The organism is Streptomyces sp. NBC_00237 (assembly GCF_026342435.1).
GTDB lineage: Bacteria > Actinomycetota > Actinomycetes > Streptomycetales > Streptomycetaceae > Streptomyces.
This window is the reverse complement of sequence record NZ_JAPEMT010000004.1, coordinates 208,564-226,056: the sequence shown is the minus strand read 5'-3', so window position 1 is coordinate 226,056 and position 17,493 is coordinate 208,564. Positions and strand designations below refer to the sequence as shown.

13 protein-coding genes are annotated in these 17,493 nt (G+C 70.7%); 7 read left to right on the top strand and 6 right to left on the bottom strand.

All coding sequences use genetic code 11. The features are described from left to right. Positions 1–196: 196 nt before the first annotated feature. Both OG897_RS33425 and OG897_RS33420 read left to right on the top strand, forming a co-directional pair. Positions 197–976: a phytanoyl-CoA dioxygenase family protein gene (locus OG897_RS33425; protein ID WP_266663714.1), complete on the top strand. Its 780-nt coding sequence runs from the start codon at positions 197–199 to the stop codon at positions 974–976. Continuing rightward, a complete protein-coding gene (locus OG897_RS33420; protein ID WP_266662860.1) occupies positions 973–1,296 on the top strand; it encodes a hypothetical protein in 324 nt (107 codons plus the stop codon). Before OG897_RS33425 ends, OG897_RS33420 begins: the two co-directional genes overlap by 4 nt. 64 nt (positions 1,297–1,360) lie before the next feature. Here the strand turns inward: OG897_RS33420 and OG897_RS33415 are convergent, their stop codons facing one another. Together OG897_RS33415 and yicI are read right to left on the bottom strand one after the other, a co-directional pair. Next, positions 1,361–3,511 carry a beta-galactosidase gene (locus tag OG897_RS33415; protein ID WP_266662858.1) on the bottom strand — a complete coding sequence of 717 codons (2,151 nt, stop codon included), beginning with the start codon at positions 3,509–3,511 and terminating at the stop codon, positions 1,361–1,363. Then, complete coding sequence (gene yicI / locus OG897_RS33410; RefSeq protein WP_266663712.1) at positions 3,508–5,736, bottom strand: alpha-xylosidase; 2,229 nt, start codon at positions 5,734–5,736, stop codon at positions 3,508–3,510. The genes OG897_RS33415 and yicI overlap by 4 nt, the downstream gene beginning before the upstream one ends. 431 nt (positions 5,737–6,167) lie before the next feature. On the opposite strand from yicI, the gene OG897_RS33405 reads away from it, so the two are divergent. From OG897_RS33405 to OG897_RS33390, 4 genes are all read left to right on the top strand, one after another. Next, positions 6,168–7,379 (top strand): sugar ABC transporter substrate-binding protein, encoded by a 1,212-nt coding sequence (locus tag OG897_RS33405; protein WP_266663710.1) that lies wholly within the window; start codon positions 6,168–6,170, stop codon positions 7,377–7,379. Next, entirely contained in the window at positions 7,376–8,323 is a 948-nt protein-coding gene (locus tag OG897_RS33400) for a carbohydrate ABC transporter permease (RefSeq protein ID WP_266662856.1), read from the top strand. The genes OG897_RS33405 and OG897_RS33400 overlap by 4 nt, the downstream gene beginning before the upstream one ends. Positions 8,324–8,460: 137 nt before the next feature. Next, a complete protein-coding gene (locus OG897_RS33395; RefSeq protein ID WP_266663696.1) occupies positions 8,461–9,213 on the top strand; it encodes a carbohydrate ABC transporter permease in 753 nt (250 codons plus the stop codon). A 17-nt stretch (positions 9,214–9,230) separates the two neighbouring features. Next, positions 9,231–10,610, top strand: coding sequence for a GH1 family beta-glucosidase (locus OG897_RS33390; RefSeq protein WP_266663694.1), 1,380 nt, complete (start codon positions 9,231–9,233; stop codon positions 10,608–10,610). Between the two features lie 51 nt (positions 10,611–10,661). Here the strand turns inward: OG897_RS33390 and OG897_RS33385 are convergent, their stop codons facing one another. The 4 genes from OG897_RS33385 to OG897_RS33370 form a co-directional block, all read right to left on the bottom strand. Beyond that, positions 10,662–13,010 (bottom strand): glycoside hydrolase family 3 N-terminal domain-containing protein, encoded by a 2,349-nt coding sequence (locus tag OG897_RS33385; RefSeq protein ID WP_266663692.1) that lies wholly within the window; start codon positions 13,008–13,010, stop codon positions 10,662–10,664. Between the two features lie 98 nt (positions 13,011–13,108). Beyond that, positions 13,109–13,954 carry a carbohydrate ABC transporter permease gene (locus OG897_RS33380; RefSeq protein WP_266662854.1) on the bottom strand — a complete coding sequence of 282 codons (846 nt, stop codon included), beginning with the start codon at positions 13,952–13,954 and terminating at the stop codon, positions 13,109–13,111. After that, positions 13,951–14,910, bottom strand: a complete 960-nt coding sequence (locus OG897_RS33375) for a carbohydrate ABC transporter permease (RefSeq protein WP_266662852.1) — start codon at positions 14,908–14,910, stop codon at positions 13,951–13,953. Before OG897_RS33375 ends, OG897_RS33380 begins: the two co-directional genes overlap by 4 nt. After that, on the bottom strand, positions 14,907–16,211 hold the full coding sequence (locus OG897_RS33370) for an ABC transporter substrate-binding protein (RefSeq protein ID WP_266662850.1): 1,305 nt from the start codon (positions 16,209–16,211) through the stop codon (positions 14,907–14,909). The genes OG897_RS33375 and OG897_RS33370 overlap by 4 nt, the downstream gene beginning before the upstream one ends. A 139-nt stretch (positions 16,212–16,350) precedes the next feature. On the opposite strand from OG897_RS33370, the gene OG897_RS33365 reads away from it, so the two are divergent. Next, complete coding sequence (locus OG897_RS33365) at positions 16,351–17,379, top strand: LacI family DNA-binding transcriptional regulator (protein WP_266662848.1); 1,029 nt, start codon at positions 16,351–16,353, stop codon at positions 17,377–17,379. The last annotated feature ends 114 nt before the right edge of the window (positions 17,380–17,493 follow it).

The window sequence follows — 17,493 nt, the reverse complement described above, 5'->3', positions numbered from 1 at the left end:
ACCTGGTCATGGTGAAAATCGACCACCAAGCGGTGAACGGGACCCACGCGCCCCGCAGGCGTCCGCTCCTAGCGTGTGGCCCATGACGCGGACCGAGGAAACCGGGGAAACCGAGAAACTCGTGAAAGCCGAGAAACTCGTGAAAGCAGAGGAGCCGCCCGGACGGCAGAGCGGCACCCTGCTCAGTTCCGTGCGGATGGCGCGCTTCGTGGCGAGCGGATCGCTCCGCCTCGACGCGGTGGTCCCGGCGGAGATGAACGCCGAGGCGCTGCACGTCCTGGCGGACGGAGTGCCGTCGGTGCCGTGCGGAACACCGCTGTCACGGGCCTATACGCCGGGCTCGTTCGCCCACCGGCTGCTCGAACTGCCGCAGGTGGCAGGCGCGTTGAGCAGTCTGGTGGGGCCGGAGCCGGACGTGGACCACCACGCCGTGCACATCCGTGAGCCGCACGGGGGAGAGGCCCAGCCGCTGCACGCGGACGCCATCATCGACGTGCGGACCGACGCGTTCGACGTCCAGCTGATGTACTACCCGCAGCAGGTCACGCTGGAGATGGGCGGCACGCTGAGCGTGCCCGGCAGCCATCTGCGGCGCACCAACGAAACCGACACCGGCCGCTACCAGAACCTGCGGGGTCAGGACCGGCTGGTCTGCCCGGCAGGCACCGTGGTGTTCCTGCACCACGGGCTCTGGCACGGGGGCCGCCGCAACGACAGCGACATTCCGCGCTACATGTTCAAGATCCGCTTCAACCCGACGGTGCGCCAGCGCCTCCTGTGGGACGTCACCGACCTGCACGACCCCCGGGTGCGCAGGGAACTCGACGCGCACTTCCCGTGGTACGAGCAGGCGGGCGGCCGTCTGGAGCGGTACAACCGGGTCCTGCTGTGGCGCGAGGTGACCGGCGACGAAGGATTCGACCTCGACCACTGGGTGACCAGGGTCGCCAACCGCCCCGAGGGGGACGCCGCATGACCGTCGGCAGGACGACCCCCGCCCCGCAGGAGACCGGCACCCCCGCCCTGCGCCAACGGGTGCTGGTGCTGTACCTGTCCACCTCGGCCCTGGACTCCCCGGTCATCGGCTGGTCCCGCTACGACGGGACCGGCCGCACCTCCCCGACCACGGGCGACAGCGACGAGCCGCCGTACGAGACGGGCGTGGCGGCCCTGTGCGACGGCTGGCGCTTGATCCAGGCCGCGCAGCTGATCCCGTCCGGATCAGGCAGCGAGTACGACGTCTCGTTCCTCAAGCACGAGTTCTTCTTCGAGCAGCTCGTGGACTCACGGGTGTAGTGCCCGCGGGGCGGTCGGCGGGCCCGGGAGAGGCCCGGCACACACGTGCCGGGCCCTCCTTTTGTCACTCCCCGGGCGGGACCGGCGGGACCGGCGGGGCCGCGAAGACGCGGACGTCCCACGCGCCGAGCCGCACCGGAGTACCGGCCGGGACCGGGACCGCGCCGCCGTCCAGTACGTCCGTCAGGTCCAACGGAGCCCGGGCCTCGGCCGGTTCCCAGTTCCAGTTGTGGACGACGTGGACGCGCCGCCCGTCCTCGGCGGTGCCGGTCGCGACCGTGACGGAGCCCGGCAGGTCCTGCCAGGCGCTGCACGGCGCGGGTGCGACCCAGGCGGCGAGCGCGCGGGCCAGCTCGCGGCCGGGCACGGTGCCGACACAGGTGACGCGACCCGCGCCGTGACGGCGCGTGGTGACGGCGGGCCACCGGCCGAAGTGCGGGTGCTCGTACGCGGCCAGGACCTCGGCGTCGTCCACGGCGAGCCCCTCCACCCACCGGGTGGCCACCGCGTCGTCCGACAGCCGGAGCGGGCTGCCCGGCGTGCTGCGCAGCGGCAGGTCGGCGTGCAGGTTGCTGAACTCGTCGTAACGCACGCCCGCGGCCTTCACCAGCCGGGCCGGCGTCACCCCGTGGCGCGCCCGTGCCTCCTGGTCGCCGTAGCCGGTACGCGGCCCGAGCACCAGGTGGCCGCCCGCCTCGGCGTACGCGGCGAGCCAGTCGAGCATGCCGTCGTCGGCGACGTACAGTCCGGGTGCGACGAGTACGGGATGCCGTCTGGCCATCAACTCCGCTGCCAGAGGCGGGCGTTCGCCGCCCGGGTCGTGGAGCTGGCGGGCGTGCAGGATCCGTATCTGCCGCCCCGCCTCGAACGCGCCCCGGTAGAACGGTTCGAAGATGCCCTCGTACGCCCCCGCGTCCGGACCGCCGTCGGGACCGGTCAGCGGGGGGTGCCTCTGCATCAGCCACCTGCTGTGCGCCGAGTGGACCATCGCGATGTCGGCGTCCGGCGTGATCCCCGCGACGAGGTCGCCCGCCCGCTCGAACTCGGCCCCCAGCCGTGCGAGTTCGGCGTAGGCGCGGCCCGGCCGTCCGCTGTGCGGCAGGACTCCGCCCCAGTACGTCTCGGTGCCGAAGTGCAGTGTGTGCCAGTGCCAGTACTCGATCATGCGGGCACCGCGTGCGACCAGCGCCCACGCGGCCTGCCGCCACTGGCCGTCGAAGGCGGGGCGGTTGTCCGAACTGCCGCCGATCGCCTGGGCGTTGGTCTCCGTGATCAGGAAGGGTTCCTGGCGCGATGAGTAGATCCGGTCGGCGCTCTGGTGCAGCGCCCACGCCCCGTACGCCATCCACTGCTGGGGCAGCTTCTCGCGCGGCGGCCCGGGCATGGTGAGGCTGTCCTGCATGTCGTAGTACGGGTTGCCCGCCGTGACGTCCAGCGCGTCCGTCAGCTCGTCGTCCTCCAGGCCGGGAGAGCCGTAGGCCAGGCACGTCGTGACGAACTGCCCGGCCCTCGTGTACTCCCGTACGATCCCGGCCTGCCACGCGATGAACTCCGTCACCTGGCGCGCCTCGAACGCCCGCCAGGCCAGGTCGTACTGCGGCTGGGCGTTGCCCTCGGGCTTCCACAGGTCGGCCCAGGTGCTCAGCCGGTGCGACCAGTACGTCAGCCCCCACTCGCGGTTGAGGGCCTCCACGTCGCCGTAGCGCTGCCGCAGATCGTCCACGAAGCGCTGGAAGACGCCGTGGTTGTGCGTGATCCGGGTGCCGGGCTCGTTGTCCACCTGGAAGCCGACGACGGCGGGGTGCGAGGCGTACCGGGCGACGATCCGGCGGATCACGCGCTCCGCGTGGAAGCGGAACGCGGGGTGGGTGTAGTCCACCTCCTGACGGCCGCCCCACGCGGCGGGCCTTCCGGCCGCGTCCTCGGCGGCGATCTCCGGGTACTGCCGGGCCAGCCAGGGCGGCACCGCATAGGTCGGCGTACCGATGATGACGGACATGCCGCGTTCGTGGGCGCCGTCGAGGACGGGGCGCAGCCAGTCGAGGTCGAAGCGTCCGTTCGAAGGCTCCCAGGTGGACCAGACGGACTCGCCGACCCGGATGACGGTGAACTTGGCCTCCGCCATCAGATCGAGGTCGGTCTCCAGCCGCTCGTAGGGCTGGTACTCGTGGTAATAGGCGGCGCCGAACAGGACGCGCGGGGGCAGGGACGTCACCACTGCTCGACCCTCGGCACCGCGCCCCCGTCAGACGCCGTGACCGTCACGGCCCCGCCCACCGCGTCCCGGCTCACCCGGTACGTCGCGACCGTACGGCCCTCGCGGTCGGGCAGCCCGACACTCACGTCGTACGCGCCGGGTGTCACCAGCAGGGTGAGGCCGTCGGCCCAGTCGCCGTCGGGGCGCTGCTCGTCGGCGCCGAGCGGCAGCACCGCGCCCGGCCGGACGTACAGCGGGAGGCTGTCGAAGCCGTGCTTCTCCCGCCGCCAGCCCGGACCCACCACCCGCTCACCGGTCAGTAGGTGCGTCCAGATTCCCTCGGGGAGGTAGAACTCGACGTCGCCGTCCTCGGTGAACACAGGGGCCACCAGCAGGTCAGGGCCGAGCATGTACTGCCGGTCGAGCGTGCGGGAGGACGGGTCGTCGGGGAACTCCAGGAGCATGGGCCGCATGAGCGGCACGCCGTCGCGCTGTGCCTCGGCCGCCGCACCGTACAGGTACGGCATCAGGCGGTGCTTGAGCCGGGTGAACTTACCGGCCACGTCGACCGCTTCGTCACCGAACTCCCACGGCACCCGGTACGAACTGGAACCGTGCAGGCGGCTGTGCGAGGACAGCAGGCCGAACGCCAGCCACCGCTTGAAGACGGCCGCGTCGGGCGTGCCCTCGAAGCCGCCGATGTCGTGCGACCAGAAGCCGAAGCCGGACAGCGACAGGGAGAGCCCGCCGCGCAGCGACTCCGCCATCGCGCCGAACGACGCCCAGCAGTCGCCGCCCCAGTGCACCGGGAACTGCTGGCCGCCCGCCGTGGCCGAGCGCGCGAACAGCACCGCCTCGCCGGTGCCGCGCTCCTTCTGCAGCAGCTCGAAGACGACCTGGTTGTACAGGTGCGTGTAGTAGTTGTGCATGCGCTCGGGGTCGGAGCCGTCGTGCCAGCGGACATCGGTGGGGATGCGCTCGCCGAAGTCCGTCTTGAAACAGTCGACGCCCTGGTCCAGGAGGACCTTCAGCTTCCCCTGGAACCAGGCGCAGGCCGCCTGGTTCGTGAAGTCGACCAGGCCCATGCCGGCCTGCCACAGGTCCCACTGCCAGACGTCGCCGTTCGGCCGCTTCACCAGATACCCGTACCGCGCGGCCTCCTCGAACAGGGCTGACTTCTGGGCGATGTACGGATTGATCCAGACGGAGATCCGCAGGCCCCGCTCCTTGAGGCGGGCCAGCATGCCGTCCGGATCCGGGAAGACGTGCGGGTCCCAGGCGAAGTCCGACCACTGGTACTCGCGCATCCAGAAGCAGTCGAAGTGGAAGACGGAGAGGGGGATGTCGCGCTCGGCCATGCCGTCGACGAAGGACGTGACGGTCTCCTCGTCGTACTGCGTGGTGAACGACGTCGTCAGCCAGAGGCCGAAGGACCAGGCCGGTGGCAGCGCCGGGCGGCCGGTGAGCGCGGTGTAGCGGCGCAGTACGTCCTTGGGGGCGGGACCCGCGACGACGTAGTACGTGAGGGTCTGGTCCTCGACGCTGAACTGCATCTGGCCGACCGACTCGGAGCCGATCTCGTAGCCGACCCGGCCGGGGTGGTCGACGAACACCCCGTACGCGCCGGTGGGCGAGAGGTGGAGGCTGAACGGGACGTTCTTGTACGACTGTTCACTGCTGGTGCCGCCGTCGGCCTGCCACATGTCGACGCTCTGACCGTTCTTGACGAACGGGGTGAAGCGTTCGCCGAGGCCGTAGACCTGCTCGCCGATGCCGAGGGCGAGCTGGGCGGCCATGTGGTGGGTGCCGTCGGCGGTGGTGAAGAAGGCAGTGCCCTTGCGGCCCGCCTGCGTCACCTCGCGTCCGTGCGCGTCGCGGAAGGAGAGCGTCCAGGGGGCGGCGGTGTCCAGACGGACGGACAGGGCGCCGCTGGTCAGTTCGACAACGCTGCCCTCCCCGTGCACCTTTCCGGCGGCGGTGTGTGCACCGGGCAGGGCGAAGTCCGGGCCGGGGTGCCGTTTGCCCGCGTGGTGCGTGATGCGCACGCCGATGACGCCCTCGGCGGGGGAGAAGCAATCGGTGGTCAGCAGAGGTGAGTTGAGGGTGTCGCCGCGGCGCTCGACGCGCTGGGCGGCGGCGTACGCGGTGAAGCGGTCGGTGCGTACGTGGAGGTCTTTGACCTCGGTGGCGTACGAGGCCCGGACCCCGTCGCGCATCAGCCAGAAGCCGTCGGTGAACTTCATGATCTTCCCAGGGGAGCAGAGGTGGTTCAGGTAGGAGAACACAGGAACAAGGGTTCAGGGTAGAGATTGGTCGAAGCGCTTCGACTCTTTGCTGTCAGGGAGTGTGGGGGAATATGGAGGCAGGATCGCGCCTTGGGGTCTAGCGCTTCGACGAGGCATGGCGTATTAGTCATGGCAGGAAACAAACCGCCCCGGGGCGCCGGGCCGACGCACGGCCGCGCGTACGTACAGCAGCCGCATGCAGTCGCAGGCAGCCGCACGCAGCTCCGGGCCACCGCCGACTCCCCGACGGGGCCGAGGCGTTCCACCGGAACCGCCACCCCTCCCAGGCAAGGGCCATCACCGTGACAGCAGCACCACCCCCTGACGTGACACCGGCCATCGCGCCGGTCGTGCCGCGCGTCAGGCGTCGACGTACCGGCCGACGGGGCGTGCTCCCGCCCGCCGTCGCCTCCTTGCTCGTCGCGTCCGTCGCCCTCACGGGCTGCGCCCAGCAGCGCGACGACGGCGTCTTCACCGTCCTCAACTCCTCGACCGACGCCTCGTACCACGGCTGGGACGCCGCCGCGCTCGCGCGCTGCGGCAAGCAGCTCGGTCTCACCATCGAGCAGCGGAGCGTCCCCGCCGCGCACGTGATGACGAAGTCCCTGCGCATGGCGTCCTCGAAGTCCCTGCCGGACGTCATCCAGTTCGACGCCTCCGAGATGCCGACGTTCGCCGGGGCGGGCGGGCTCGTCGACCTGCGCACCCTCGGTCTGTCCACCGAGGACGTCCCTGGGGGCATCGTCGACTTCGGCTCGTACCGGGGCACCTACTACGGCGCCGCGCGGACGGTGAACACTCTCGCCCTCTTCTACAACGAGGACCTCCTCGACCAGGCCGGTCTGCGCGTGCCCACCACGTGGGCCGAGATGAGGCAGACCGCCAAGCAGCTCACCCGGGGCAAGCGGTACGGCATCGCCCTGAGCGCGGGCGGCGCCGAGGACGGCGTCTTCCAGTTCACCCCGTTCATGTGGTCCAACGGCGGTGACGAGCGCGACCTCGCCACCAGGAACGTCGCCGGGGCGCTCGACCACTGGAAGGGCCTCATCGCGGACGGATCGCTGTCCAGGTCGACCGTCAACTGGACGCAGGCCGACGTCAACGACCAGTTCATGGCGGGCAACGCCGCGATGATGATCAACGGTCCGTGGCAGGTGGACACCCTCAACACCAAGAAGGACCTGCACTGGAAGATCGCCCGGATACCCGTGCCGAAGGCGGGCGACACGTCCGTCGGCCCCCTCGGCGGCACCGTGCTCACCGTCCCCAGGACCGGTGAGGCGACCCGCGAGAGGACGGCCGCGAAGATCGTCCGCTGCATGTCGTCCGAGCAGGAACAGATCACCTACGCACGCAACAGCCGGACGGTACCGGCGAACGAGAAGGCCGCCGAGGCATGGCGCAGGGAAGTGCCCGAACTGGCCGCGCTGGCCGACCAAGTGGCCACCGCCCGCTCGCGCACCACGAAGGTCGGCGCCCGCTGGCCGTCCGTGTCACTGGCACTCCAGAGCGCCTTCCAGTCCGCGCTCACCGGACAGAGCAGCGAGGCCGTGCTGAAGAAGGCGCAACTGCGCGCGACGGGCGGGGGGCGAGGCGAATGACCACCGTGTCGACCACCGTCCCCGCCGCCCACCGGACCACGGCGGGCGGCAGGCCCCCCTCGCGGCCCGCCCGTCGGCGCAGGCTCTCGCAGTGGGGGTTCATCGCCCCCGCCGTCGTGTTCATGCTGCTGTTCTTCGGCTACCCGCTCGTCCGCAACGTCGTGATGAGCTTCCAGGACTTCTCACCGTCCACGTTCTTCGACGGCAGGTCCCCCTTCAACGGCACCGACAACTGGAGCAAGGTCTTCCACGACGACCTCTTCGGCAAAGCGCTGTGGCACACCGTCGTCTTCACGGTCGGCTCCCTGGTGGGCCAGTTCGGCATCGGCCTCGCGCTCGCCGTCTTCTTCACCAAGAGGTTCCCGCTCAACGGTTTCCTGCGCTCGCTGATCCTGCTGCCCTGGCTCGTCCCGATGGTCGTCTCCGGCGTCGTGTGGCGCCGCATCCTCGACCAGGACACCGGCGTCCTGAACTCCTTCGCCGACACCCTCGGCCTCGGCGGGAACACCCCGTGGCTGACCAGCCCCGGCACGGCCCTGTTCTCCGTGATCCTGGTGAACGTCTGGATCGGCATCCCGTTCAACATGGTGATCCTCTACGGCGGACTCCAGGAGGTCCCCAGAGAGCTGTACGAGGCCGCGGCCCTGGACGGCGCGTCCGCCTGGCGCACCTTCCGCTCCGTCACGCTGCCGCTGCTCAGACCGGTCATCACCGTCGTCCTCGTGCTGGGCTTCATGTCGACGGTCAAGATCCTCGACCTGATCCTGGCGCTGACCGACGGCGGCCCGGCCGACTCCACCCAGACGCTCGGCACGCTCACGTACCAGAACTCCTTCGTCCAGCTGGACTTCGGTGCGGGAGCCGTCGTCGGCAACGTCCTGATCCTGATCTCCGCCGTCTTCGCGGTGCTCTACCTGCGGGCCAACCGCTCCGAGGGGAAGTGACCGGCATGGCGACCACCCACCCGCCGTCCGTACGGAACCGTCCGCCGTCCGTACGCAGCCGTCCGCCCGCCCTACCCGGACCCGGACCCGGGCGACGCTGGGGCGCGACCGTCACGGGCGCGGTCATCCTGGGCGTGATGCTGTTCCCGCTGTACTGGATGGTCAACACGGCGCTGCAACCCGAGTCCGGACTGCTCGACGTCGCGCCCGTACCGCACGCGGTGGACCTGTCCGGATTCGCCGACGCCCTCGCCGAACAGGGCGGCCATCTGCTGACCTCGCTCGCCGTCGCGCTCGGCGCCGTCGTCATCTGTCTGGCGGTCGCCGCGCCCGCCGCGTACGGGCTCGCCCGGTTCCGGCTGCCCGGCGCCAGGAGCATCGTCTTCGCCACCCTCATCACGCAGATGGTGCCGGGCATCGTCATCGCCAACGCCCTCTACAGCGCCTACGTCGAACTCGGCCTGGTCAACTCCTACTTCGGCCTGATGCTCGCCGACGCGTCGCTCGGCATCCCCTTCGCTATCGTCCTGATGCGCTCCTTCATGCTGGCCGTTCCCCAGGAGGTCATCGAGGCGGCCGAGGTCGACGGTGCGGGCACAGTGCGCACGTTCGTCCAGGTCGTGCTGCCGATGAGCCGCAACTCCCTCATCACCGCAGGGCTGTTCTCCTTCCTGTACGCGTGGAGCGACTTCATGTTCGCGCTCACCCTCAACACCACCGACGACGTCAAACCCGTGACGCTCGGCATCTACCAGTACATCGGCGCCCACGTCGGCGACTGGGGCTCGGTCATGGCCGCCGCCGTCCTGTCGGCGGTCCCGGCCGCCGTGCTGCTCGTCCTCGCCCAGAAGTACATCGCCGCCGGGATCACCGGCGGATCCGTCAAGTAAGGCTGACCATGCGCGACGTGCCCCCCTTCCCCTCGTTCCCCGCAGGCTTCGTGTTCGGCGCGGCCACCGCTTCGTACCAGATCGAGGGCGCCACCCACGAGGACGGCCGTGGCCCCTCCATCTGGGACACCTACAGCCACACCCCTGGCCGGATCGACGGCGGCGACACCGGCGACGTGGCCTGCGACCACTACCACCGCTATCCCCAGGACGTGGCGCTCCTGCGCGACCTCGGCGTCGGCTCGTACCGCTTCTCGATCGCCTGGCCCCGCATCCAGCCGACCGGGCAGGGGCCCGCGAACCTCCAGGGCCTCGACTTCTACTCCCGGCTGGTGGACGAACTCCTCGCGGCGGGCATCGAACCGGCCGCCACCCTCTACCACTGGGACCTGCCGCAGGCCCTGGAAGACCGGGGCGGCTGGCGGGTACGGGAGACCGCCGAGCGGTTCGCCGCGTACACGGCGGTCGTCGCCGACCACCTCGCCGACCGCGTCCCGCGCTGGATCACCCTCAACGAGCCCTGGTGCAGCGCCTTCCTCGGCTACTCGGTGGGCCGCCACGCACCCGGCGCGCAGGAGGGCACCGGCGCGCTCGCCGCAGCGCACCACCTGCTCGTCGGCCACGGCCTGGCCATGCGGGCGCTGCGGGCGGCCGGTGTCCGCGAGGCGGGCATCACCCTCAACCTCGACCGGAACCTTCCCGCCACGGACTCGGCCGCCGACCGCGCCGCCGTCGTCCGCGCCGACACCCAGCACAACCTCGTGTGGACGGAGCCGCTCCTCGCGGGCCGCTACCCGGACACGGAGACCGAGACCTGGGGCGAACTGATCACCCGGCAGGACTTCCGGTACGACGGCGACCTCGAACTGATCGCCCAGCCGATGGACTTCCTCGGCGTCAACTACTACCGGCCGACCGTCGTCGCCGACGCCCCGCACCGCGAGAGCGATCCCGCGCTGCGCGTCGCCACCGACAACCGGTTCACGGAGCGGCCGTACCCGGACGTGCGCCACACCGCGATGGGCTGGCCGGTCGCCCCCGAGACCTTCACGGACCTGCTGACCTCGCTCAAGGAGACCTACGGCGACGCGCTGCCGCCGGTCCACATCACGGAGAACGGCTCGGCGGAACCCGACGAGGTCACCGCGGACGGCACCGTGCACGACACCGACCGCGTCACCTACCTGCGTGACCACCTCACGGCACTGCGCACCGCCATGGACGCGGGCGTCGACGTGCGCGGCTACTACGTCTGGTCGCTCCTGGACAACTTCGAATGGGCCCTCGGCTACGCGAAGCGATTCGGCATCGTCCACGTCGACTACGCCACACAGCGGCGCACCCCGAAGGACAGCTACCACTGGTACGGAAAGCTGATCGCTTCCCACCAGGGGTGAGGTACGTGGCGTGCCCGGCCGCCCTGACGAACGGCCGGGCACGTCACCCCGTCACGCCCGAGGCACCGCCTCCACCGCGAAGTGCGCGTGCAGGGAACGCCGGTGGCCGACCTCGCGCGGGGGACCGGTGAGAGCGACCCGCGCCGTCAGCCGCCGGTCGGTGCTCGACGCGCTCAACCGCAGCTCCAGCTCGCCGGGCTCGACGAGGCGCCGGCCCTCGCGCCCGGTGAAGGACGCGAGGTCGGCAGGCACCCGCACCCGGACCCGTACGGCCTCGCCCGGCGCCAGCTCCGGCAGGCGCAGGTAACCGACGAGCCGCTGCACCGGCTGCACCACGGACGCGACCGGGTCGTGCAGATACAACTGGACGACCTCGGTCCCGGGCAGCGCACCGGTGTTGCGCACGGTGCACGACAGCTCGAACTCGCCGTCGGTGCAAGCGAGTTGACTGTCCACCTCCAGTGCGTTCCAGTCGAACGTGGTGTACGTCAGTCCGTGGCCGAAGCCGAACGCCGGGGTCGGGTCGAGGTTCGAGACCTCGGTGGCCCGGCCCAGGCGGGGAGCGAGATACGTGGACGGCTGCACGCCGGGCCCGCCGGGCACGCTGACGGGCAGCCGCCCGGAGGGGCGTACCCGCCCGCTGAGCACACCGGCCAGGGCGGTCGAGCCCTCCTCCCCGGGGAAGAAGGTCTGCACCAGCGCCGCGCTCTGGCGGGCGGCGCGGCCCAGCGCGTACGGCCGCCCCGCGAGCAGCGTCACCACGAGGGGTTTCCCCGTGTCCAGGAGCGCGTCGAGGAGCTGTTCCTGGGCGCCCGGCAGCACGAGGGACGCGGCGTCGCAGCCCTCGCCGCTGGTGCCGCGCCCGAAGAGCCCGGCCCGGTCGCCGAGCGCGGCGACGACCAGATCGGCCCCGCGCGCCAGGTCGACGGCCGCCGCGAAGCCCTCGGTCCCGTGGGCGTCCGCCTCGGCGAGACCGGACGCCGTGACGACCTCACTGTGCGGGAACTCCGCCGTCAACGCTTCGTACAGCGTGGGGAGTTGGATGCCGTGCGCGGTGCCGGGCGTACGGCTGCCGACGTGCACCGGGAACGAGTAGCAGCCGAGCACGGCCATCGGGGTGTCGGCGTTGGGGCCGATCACGGCGATGCGGGCCGGAGCAGTGGGCCCGAGCGGCAGGGTGCCGTCGTTGGCGAGCAGCACCACCGATTCCTCGGCGACCTGGCGGGCCAGCGCGCGGTGCGGCGCGGTGTCCAGGTCGACGCTGCCGCGGACGCGGTCGGCGTCGACCGACGCCAGGGCGGGCGGGGTGGGGTCCCAGTCCTCGTCCAGCAGCCCCAGCTCGATCTTCTGGACGAGTACCCGGCGGACGGCGCGGTCCACGAGGGACTCCGGTACGGATCCCTCGGCGACCGCCTTGCGCAGGGGCGCGCCGAACGTCTTCACCGTGGGCAGTTCGACGTCGACGCCCGCGGTGAGCGCGGCCCCCGCCGCCTCGCCGAAGGTACCGGCCACGCCGTGCAGCGTCTTGAGGAACGCGATGCCGAAGTAGTCGGCGACGACGGTCCCCTCGAAGCCCCAGGTCTCCCGCAGCAGCCCCGTGAGCAGCGGCTCGTCGGCGGCGGACGGCACACCGTCGATGTCGGTGTAGGCGTGCATCACGGACCGTACGCCGCTCTCGCGCACGGCCATCTCGAACGGCGGGAGCACCACGTCGGCGAGCTCCCGCGCGCCCATGGACACCGGGGCGAGATTGCGTCCGGCGCGCGAGGCGGAGTATCCGGCGAAGTGTTTGAGCGTGGCGACGATCCCGGCCGACTCCAGGCCCGTTACGTACGCGGTGCCGACCGTGCCGACGAGGTAGGGGTCCTCGCCGATGGTCTCCTCGACGCGTCCCCAGCGGGCGTCGCGCACGACGTCCAGGACCGGGGCGAGTCCCTGGTGCACGCCGACCGAGCGCAGGTCGCGGCCGATCGCCTCGGCCATCCGCCGTACCAGACCGGGATCGAACGTGGCGCCCCAGGCGGTCGGGACGGGGTACGCGGTGGCGCCCCAGGCGGCGAAACCGGCCAGGCACTCCTCATGGGCGAGCGCCGGTATCCCGAACCGGTTCGCCGCCATGATGCGGCGCTGGGTGCGGGCCAGGGACAGCGCGCCGAGGGCGGGGTCGACGGGCGCCGTGCCGAACGGGCGGGTCAACTGGCCCAGCCCATAAGGGAGCAGCTCGTCGAGGTCGACCGTCTCCTCCATGTCGTGCTGGTGCGGGGCGACGTCGCCGCCCTCGGCGGACGCGCCCACCCACACGCCGTAGAGCTGGGCGGTCTTCTCCTCCAGGGTCATCTCCGCGAGCAGTGCGTCGGCACGGGCCCCGGCGCTGCGGCGCGCGTCGCGCCAGGGAGGCATGTGCGCCGCAGGGACTTCTCCGGTCGGGCCGGTCCCTTCGGTCGGGGCGGTCTCTTCGGCCGGGCTGGTCTCTTCGGCCGGTACGGCCATGTGGTCGTTCACTTTCCTCCGACTCCCATCAGCCCCTGGACCAGGGCACGACGGGCGAACAGGTAGACGATCAGGATGGGCAGCATGGACAGCACCACCGCGGCGAGCAGGCCCGGGATGTCGACGCCGTGTTCCGTCTGGAAGTCGTAGAGCCCCATGGTGATGACCTTGGTGCTCGCGGACTGGGTGAGGACCAGCGGGAAGAGGAAGCCGTTCCACGCCTGGAGCGCGGAGAAGACGACGATCGTGGACAGGCCGCCTCGGGAGAGCGGAAGCACCAGGCCGAAGAAGATCCGCCGGGGCGACGCGCCGTCCACCGTCATCGCCTCGTACAGCTCCGGGGTGATGTCCCGCATCGACCCGGTCAGGATGAGGGTGCACACGGGCATCGCGAACGCGGCCGTCGGCAGGATGACGCCGATCAGGTTGTCGTAGAGGCCCGCCTCGCTGATCACGTAGAACATCGGGACGATGACGGCCTGCGCGGGGATCGCGAGGCCGAGCAGGAACAGCCGGAACACGCCGCTGGTCAGCCGGCCCCGGCCCCGCACGATCGCGAACGCCAACGGCGGTACGAGCAGCAGGACGAGGCCGACCACGCAGACGGTGACGACGACGGTGTTGACGAAGTACCGGCCGAAGCCGCTGCTGAAGACGTTGAGGTAGTTGTCGAGCGTGAAGTGTTCCGGAAGGGACAGGGGGCCGCCGGCGCCGTAGTCGGCGCGCGTCTGGAACGCGGCGACCAGCATCACGTACAGCGGCAGCCCGACCACGAACAGCCAGATCAACGACCCGAATCCGGCGAGGTAGTTGGGCCGTCCGCGAGGGCGGGACCGGGTCTCGACGGGTGTCACAGGCCCTCCATCGTGCTGCGCATCTTGTCGTAGCCCGACAGGCGCACCATGGCCAGCGAGACGACCGTGGCGACGAGGACCAGGAGCAGTCCGACGGCGGACGCCGTCCCGTAGTCGAAGCTCTTGAACGCCTTCTGGTACATGTAGTACGCGCTGATGGTGGTGTCCGTGCCGGGGCCGCCCTGGGTGAGGATCAGGACCGTGTCGAACGTGGTGAGGCCGCCGACCACCATCAGGATCGTCGAGGTGACGATGCTGTTGCGCAGCTGCGGCAGGGTGATGTGGAAGAACTGGCGGACCGTGCCCGCGCCGTCGATCTGCGCCGCCTGGTACAGGACCTGGGGGATGGCGCGGGCGGCGCCCTGGTAGATCAGCGTGTGCAGCGGGGTGAACTGCCAGGTGCTGACGAGGACGAGGACGCCGATCGCTCCGGCCTGGTGGCCGAAGAGGTTGCCGTCGCCGAACAGCCAGGCGGCCTGCGCCGGTACGCCGAAGTTCGGGTCGAGGACGGCCCGCCACAGGACGGCGACGGCGGCGACGGACAGCAGCAGCGGAACGAAGTAGAGGGCCGACAGGACCGCGCGGTTGCGTTGACGGCCCGCTGCCCAGACGCCGAGGAGGATGCTCAGCGGGGTCTGGACGGCGACGCCCAGCACGGTCAGCAGGATGCTCAGCCCCACGCTCTTGAGCAGGACCGGATCGTCGAACAGCTTCTTCCAGTTGTCGAACCCGGTGAACTCCGGGTCGCTCAGGCCGTTCCACGTCGCGAACGACAGGACGGCGACCAGGACGAGGGGGACGAGGGCGAACAGGCCGAAGAAGAGCGCGGCGGGGACCGCCCAGCCGAAACCGGGACGGCCCACACCGCCACCGCCACCGCTGTTGCGGTGGTCGGCGGGTGCCACTCGCGCGGTGGACTGTTCGCGTTCACGCCTGACGGGAGTCTTGGTGCTCATGACGTCGGCAGAGCCTGCATCGCCCTGATGAACCCGCCCTCGTCCAGGTGCCCGTTGAAGAACTGCTGGACCGCCTGGTGCAGCGAGGTCGCAGCGGACTGCGGATACGCCTGGTCCCACGACAGCTGGAACGAGGGCGCCTTCTGCACCAGGTCGTACTGGAACTTCGCGTAGCCGGGGCTCGCGGCCTCGCCCAGGAAGTCGGGGGTGCTGGTCGTGGTGGGCAGATTGCCGATGCCCAGCTGCGCCTTCACGAACTGGTCGGAGTACTGGAGCTTGAGGAACTCGGCGACGGCCTCGGGGTGCTTGGTCTTCTTCAGGACGGAGTAGAAGTTGTTGGTGTTGCCGACGAGGTTGCCCGCGTCTCCCTTGCCGCCCGGGACGGTCGGGAAGGCGGTGTAGCCCAGGTCCTTCTTCGCGAACTCGGGGTGGGACTCCTGCTGCGTGGAGTACTCCCACGAACCCATCAGTTCGAACGCGGCCTTGCCGGTGGCGAGCAGGGTGGGCGAGCCCTGGTCGGTGAACTTCACGGAGTCGAAGTTCGTGCCGAAGGCCCCCGCGTCCACCAGCTCCCTGATCATGCCGAGCGCCTTCTTGCTGTCGGCGCTCTCCCAGGCGGACGTGTCCCCGTCGATGGCCTTCTGGAACAGGCCGGGTCCTGCGACCCGGTCGTAGAGGGAGGAGAACCACATCAGGGTCGGCCACCGGTCGCCGCCGCCGAGCGCGATGGGCGTGACGCCCTTCGCCTTCAACGCCTTGACCGAGGCGAGGAGTTCGTCCCAGGTCCGGGGCGGCTGCACGCCCGCGGCGTCGAGGACCTTCTTGTTGTGGAAGAACAGGACCGGCTGGGTGCCGCGCATGGGAACGCCGTACGCCTTGCCGTCGACCGTGGCGCTGTTGAACACCGAGGGCAGGAACTTCGACTTCAGGCCGGGGTCCTTGGCGATGAAGTCGTCCAGCGGCATCAGCAGGTCCGCCTTGACGAACGGCTTGATGCTGCCGCCGCCCCAGTGGAAGAACACGTCGGGTGCCTGCTTGCTGTTGATGATCGTCTGGAGCTTCGCCTGGTAGTCCGCGCCGGGGATGGTGTCCAGGACCGCCTTCACCTTCGACGTCTTGTTGAAGGTGTCGATCAGCTGCTTCTCGACCTTGTTCCCGGCGTCCCCGTAGACCAGGACGTGGATCTTCCCGTCGTCGCCCGCTGCGGCGGAGCCGCCGCCGCACCCGGACAGGGCGAGCAGCAGGGCCAGGGCCGCACCGCCCGCTGCGACCGATTTCGGCAGCCGTGCGCGTTGAGTCATCGCCTCGCCTTTCGAAACTGTTTCGGTAATGTCGCCGAAACTTCATGGGTCGGGACGCTAGATCTCGGCCGGGGAGCGGTCAACCCCGCTCCGCCGCGTTACCAAAGCGTTACGACGGTGAGAAGGCTGAGCGTGCCTTATGCTCCAAGGCATGCGCGATGACGAGGAGTTCGGCCGGATCACCCTGGCCGAGGTGGCCGAGAAGGCGGGCGTCTCCATTTCAACTGTTTCGAAAGTGCTCAACGGGCGGCAGGACGTGGCCGCCCCGACCCGGGTCAAGGTCGAACAGCTCCTGGAGACGCACTCCTACCGGCGTACGACACGGGCGGCCCGCGAGGCGCCGCTCGTCGAGCTGGTCTTCCACGAGCTCGACAGCATCTGGGCGATGGAGCTGATCCGGGGCGTGCAGAACGTCGCCAAGGCGCACGGGGTCGGCGTGGTGCTGACCGAGAGCGGCACCCGGCAGGCCCCCGCCCCTGACTGGATCGACGCGGTCCTGCAGCGCAGCCCGCGCGGCGTGGTGCTCGTCTTCTCGGCGCTGCCCGCCGAGGTCAAGCAGCGGCTGCGGTCGCGCTCCATCCCGTTCGTGATCGTGGACCCGGCCGGCGACCCCGACCCGGACGTCCCCTCGGTCGGCTCGGCGAACTGGAACGGGGGCCGGGTCGCCACCCGCCACCTGGTCGAACTCGGTCACCGCCGCATCGGCGTCATCACCGGCCCCGACGACATGCTCTGCTCCCACGCCCGCCTCGACGGCTACCGCTCCGCACTCGCCATGGCGGGCATCGGGGCCGACCCCGACCTCGTGCGCTACGGCGACTTCCACGTGGAGGGCGGCTTCGAGCAAGCCCTCGAACTCCTCGACCTGCCCGAGCCGCCCACGGCCGTCTTCGCGGGCAGCGACCTTCAGGCCCTCGGCGTCCTGGAGGCGGCCCGCATCCGTGGCCTGCGGGTGCCCGAAGACCTCTCGGTGGTCGGCTACGACGACGTACCGGTGGCGCGCTGGTCGAGCCCGGCCCTGACGACGGTCCACCAGCCGCTGCGGGAGATGGCCGAGGAGGCGGTGCAGATGATCATGCGCCTGCGCGACCAGGAACCGGTGACCACCCGCCTCGAACTGGCCACCAGCCTCGTGGTCCGCAAGAGCACGGCACCACCGTCGTCCTGAGGCACGGGCTCCGGGCCGTACGGGGCGGGGGCCGGGGCCGAGCCCCGGACCGGACGCTCACGCGTGTGCGCCCCGGCCGGGACGGGTCCGGTCGGGGCGCACGTGCTCCGGCAC

What these genes read in the sequence shown, in the direction of transcription:
- OG897_RS33385 (WP_266663692.1), bottom strand. Translation starts at nt 13,010, where the DNA reads ATGCCTCCCTGGCGCGACGCGCGCCGCAGCGCCGGGGCCCGTGCCGAC.
- OG897_RS33425 (WP_266663714.1), top strand. Translation starts at nt 197, where the DNA reads ATGGCGCGCTTCGTGGCGAGCGGATCGCTCCGCCTCGACGCGGTGGTC.
- OG897_RS33420 (WP_266662860.1), top strand. Translation starts at nt 973, where the DNA reads ATGACCGTCGGCAGGACGACCCCCGCCCCGCAGGAGACCGGCACCCCC.
- OG897_RS33400 (WP_266662856.1), top strand. Translation starts at nt 7,376, where the DNA reads ATGACCACCGTGTCGACCACCGTCCCCGCCGCCCACCGGACCACGGCG.
- OG897_RS33365 (WP_266662848.1), top strand. Translation starts at nt 16,351, where the DNA reads ATGCTCCAAGGCATGCGCGATGACGAGGAGTTCGGCCGGATCACCCTG.
- OG897_RS33395 (WP_266663696.1), top strand. Translation starts at nt 8,461, where the DNA reads ATGCTGTTCCCGCTGTACTGGATGGTCAACACGGCGCTGCAACCCGAG.
- OG897_RS33370 (WP_266662850.1), bottom strand. Translation starts at nt 16,211, where the DNA reads ATGACTCAACGCGCACGGCTGCCGAAATCGGTCGCAGCGGGCGGTGCG.
- yicI (WP_266663712.1), bottom strand. Translation starts at nt 5,736, where the DNA reads ATGAAGTTCACCGACGGCTTCTGGCTGATGCGCGACGGGGTCCGGGCC.
- OG897_RS33375 (WP_266662852.1), bottom strand. Translation starts at nt 14,910, where the DNA reads ATGAGCACCAAGACTCCCGTCAGGCGTGAACGCGAACAGTCCACCGCG.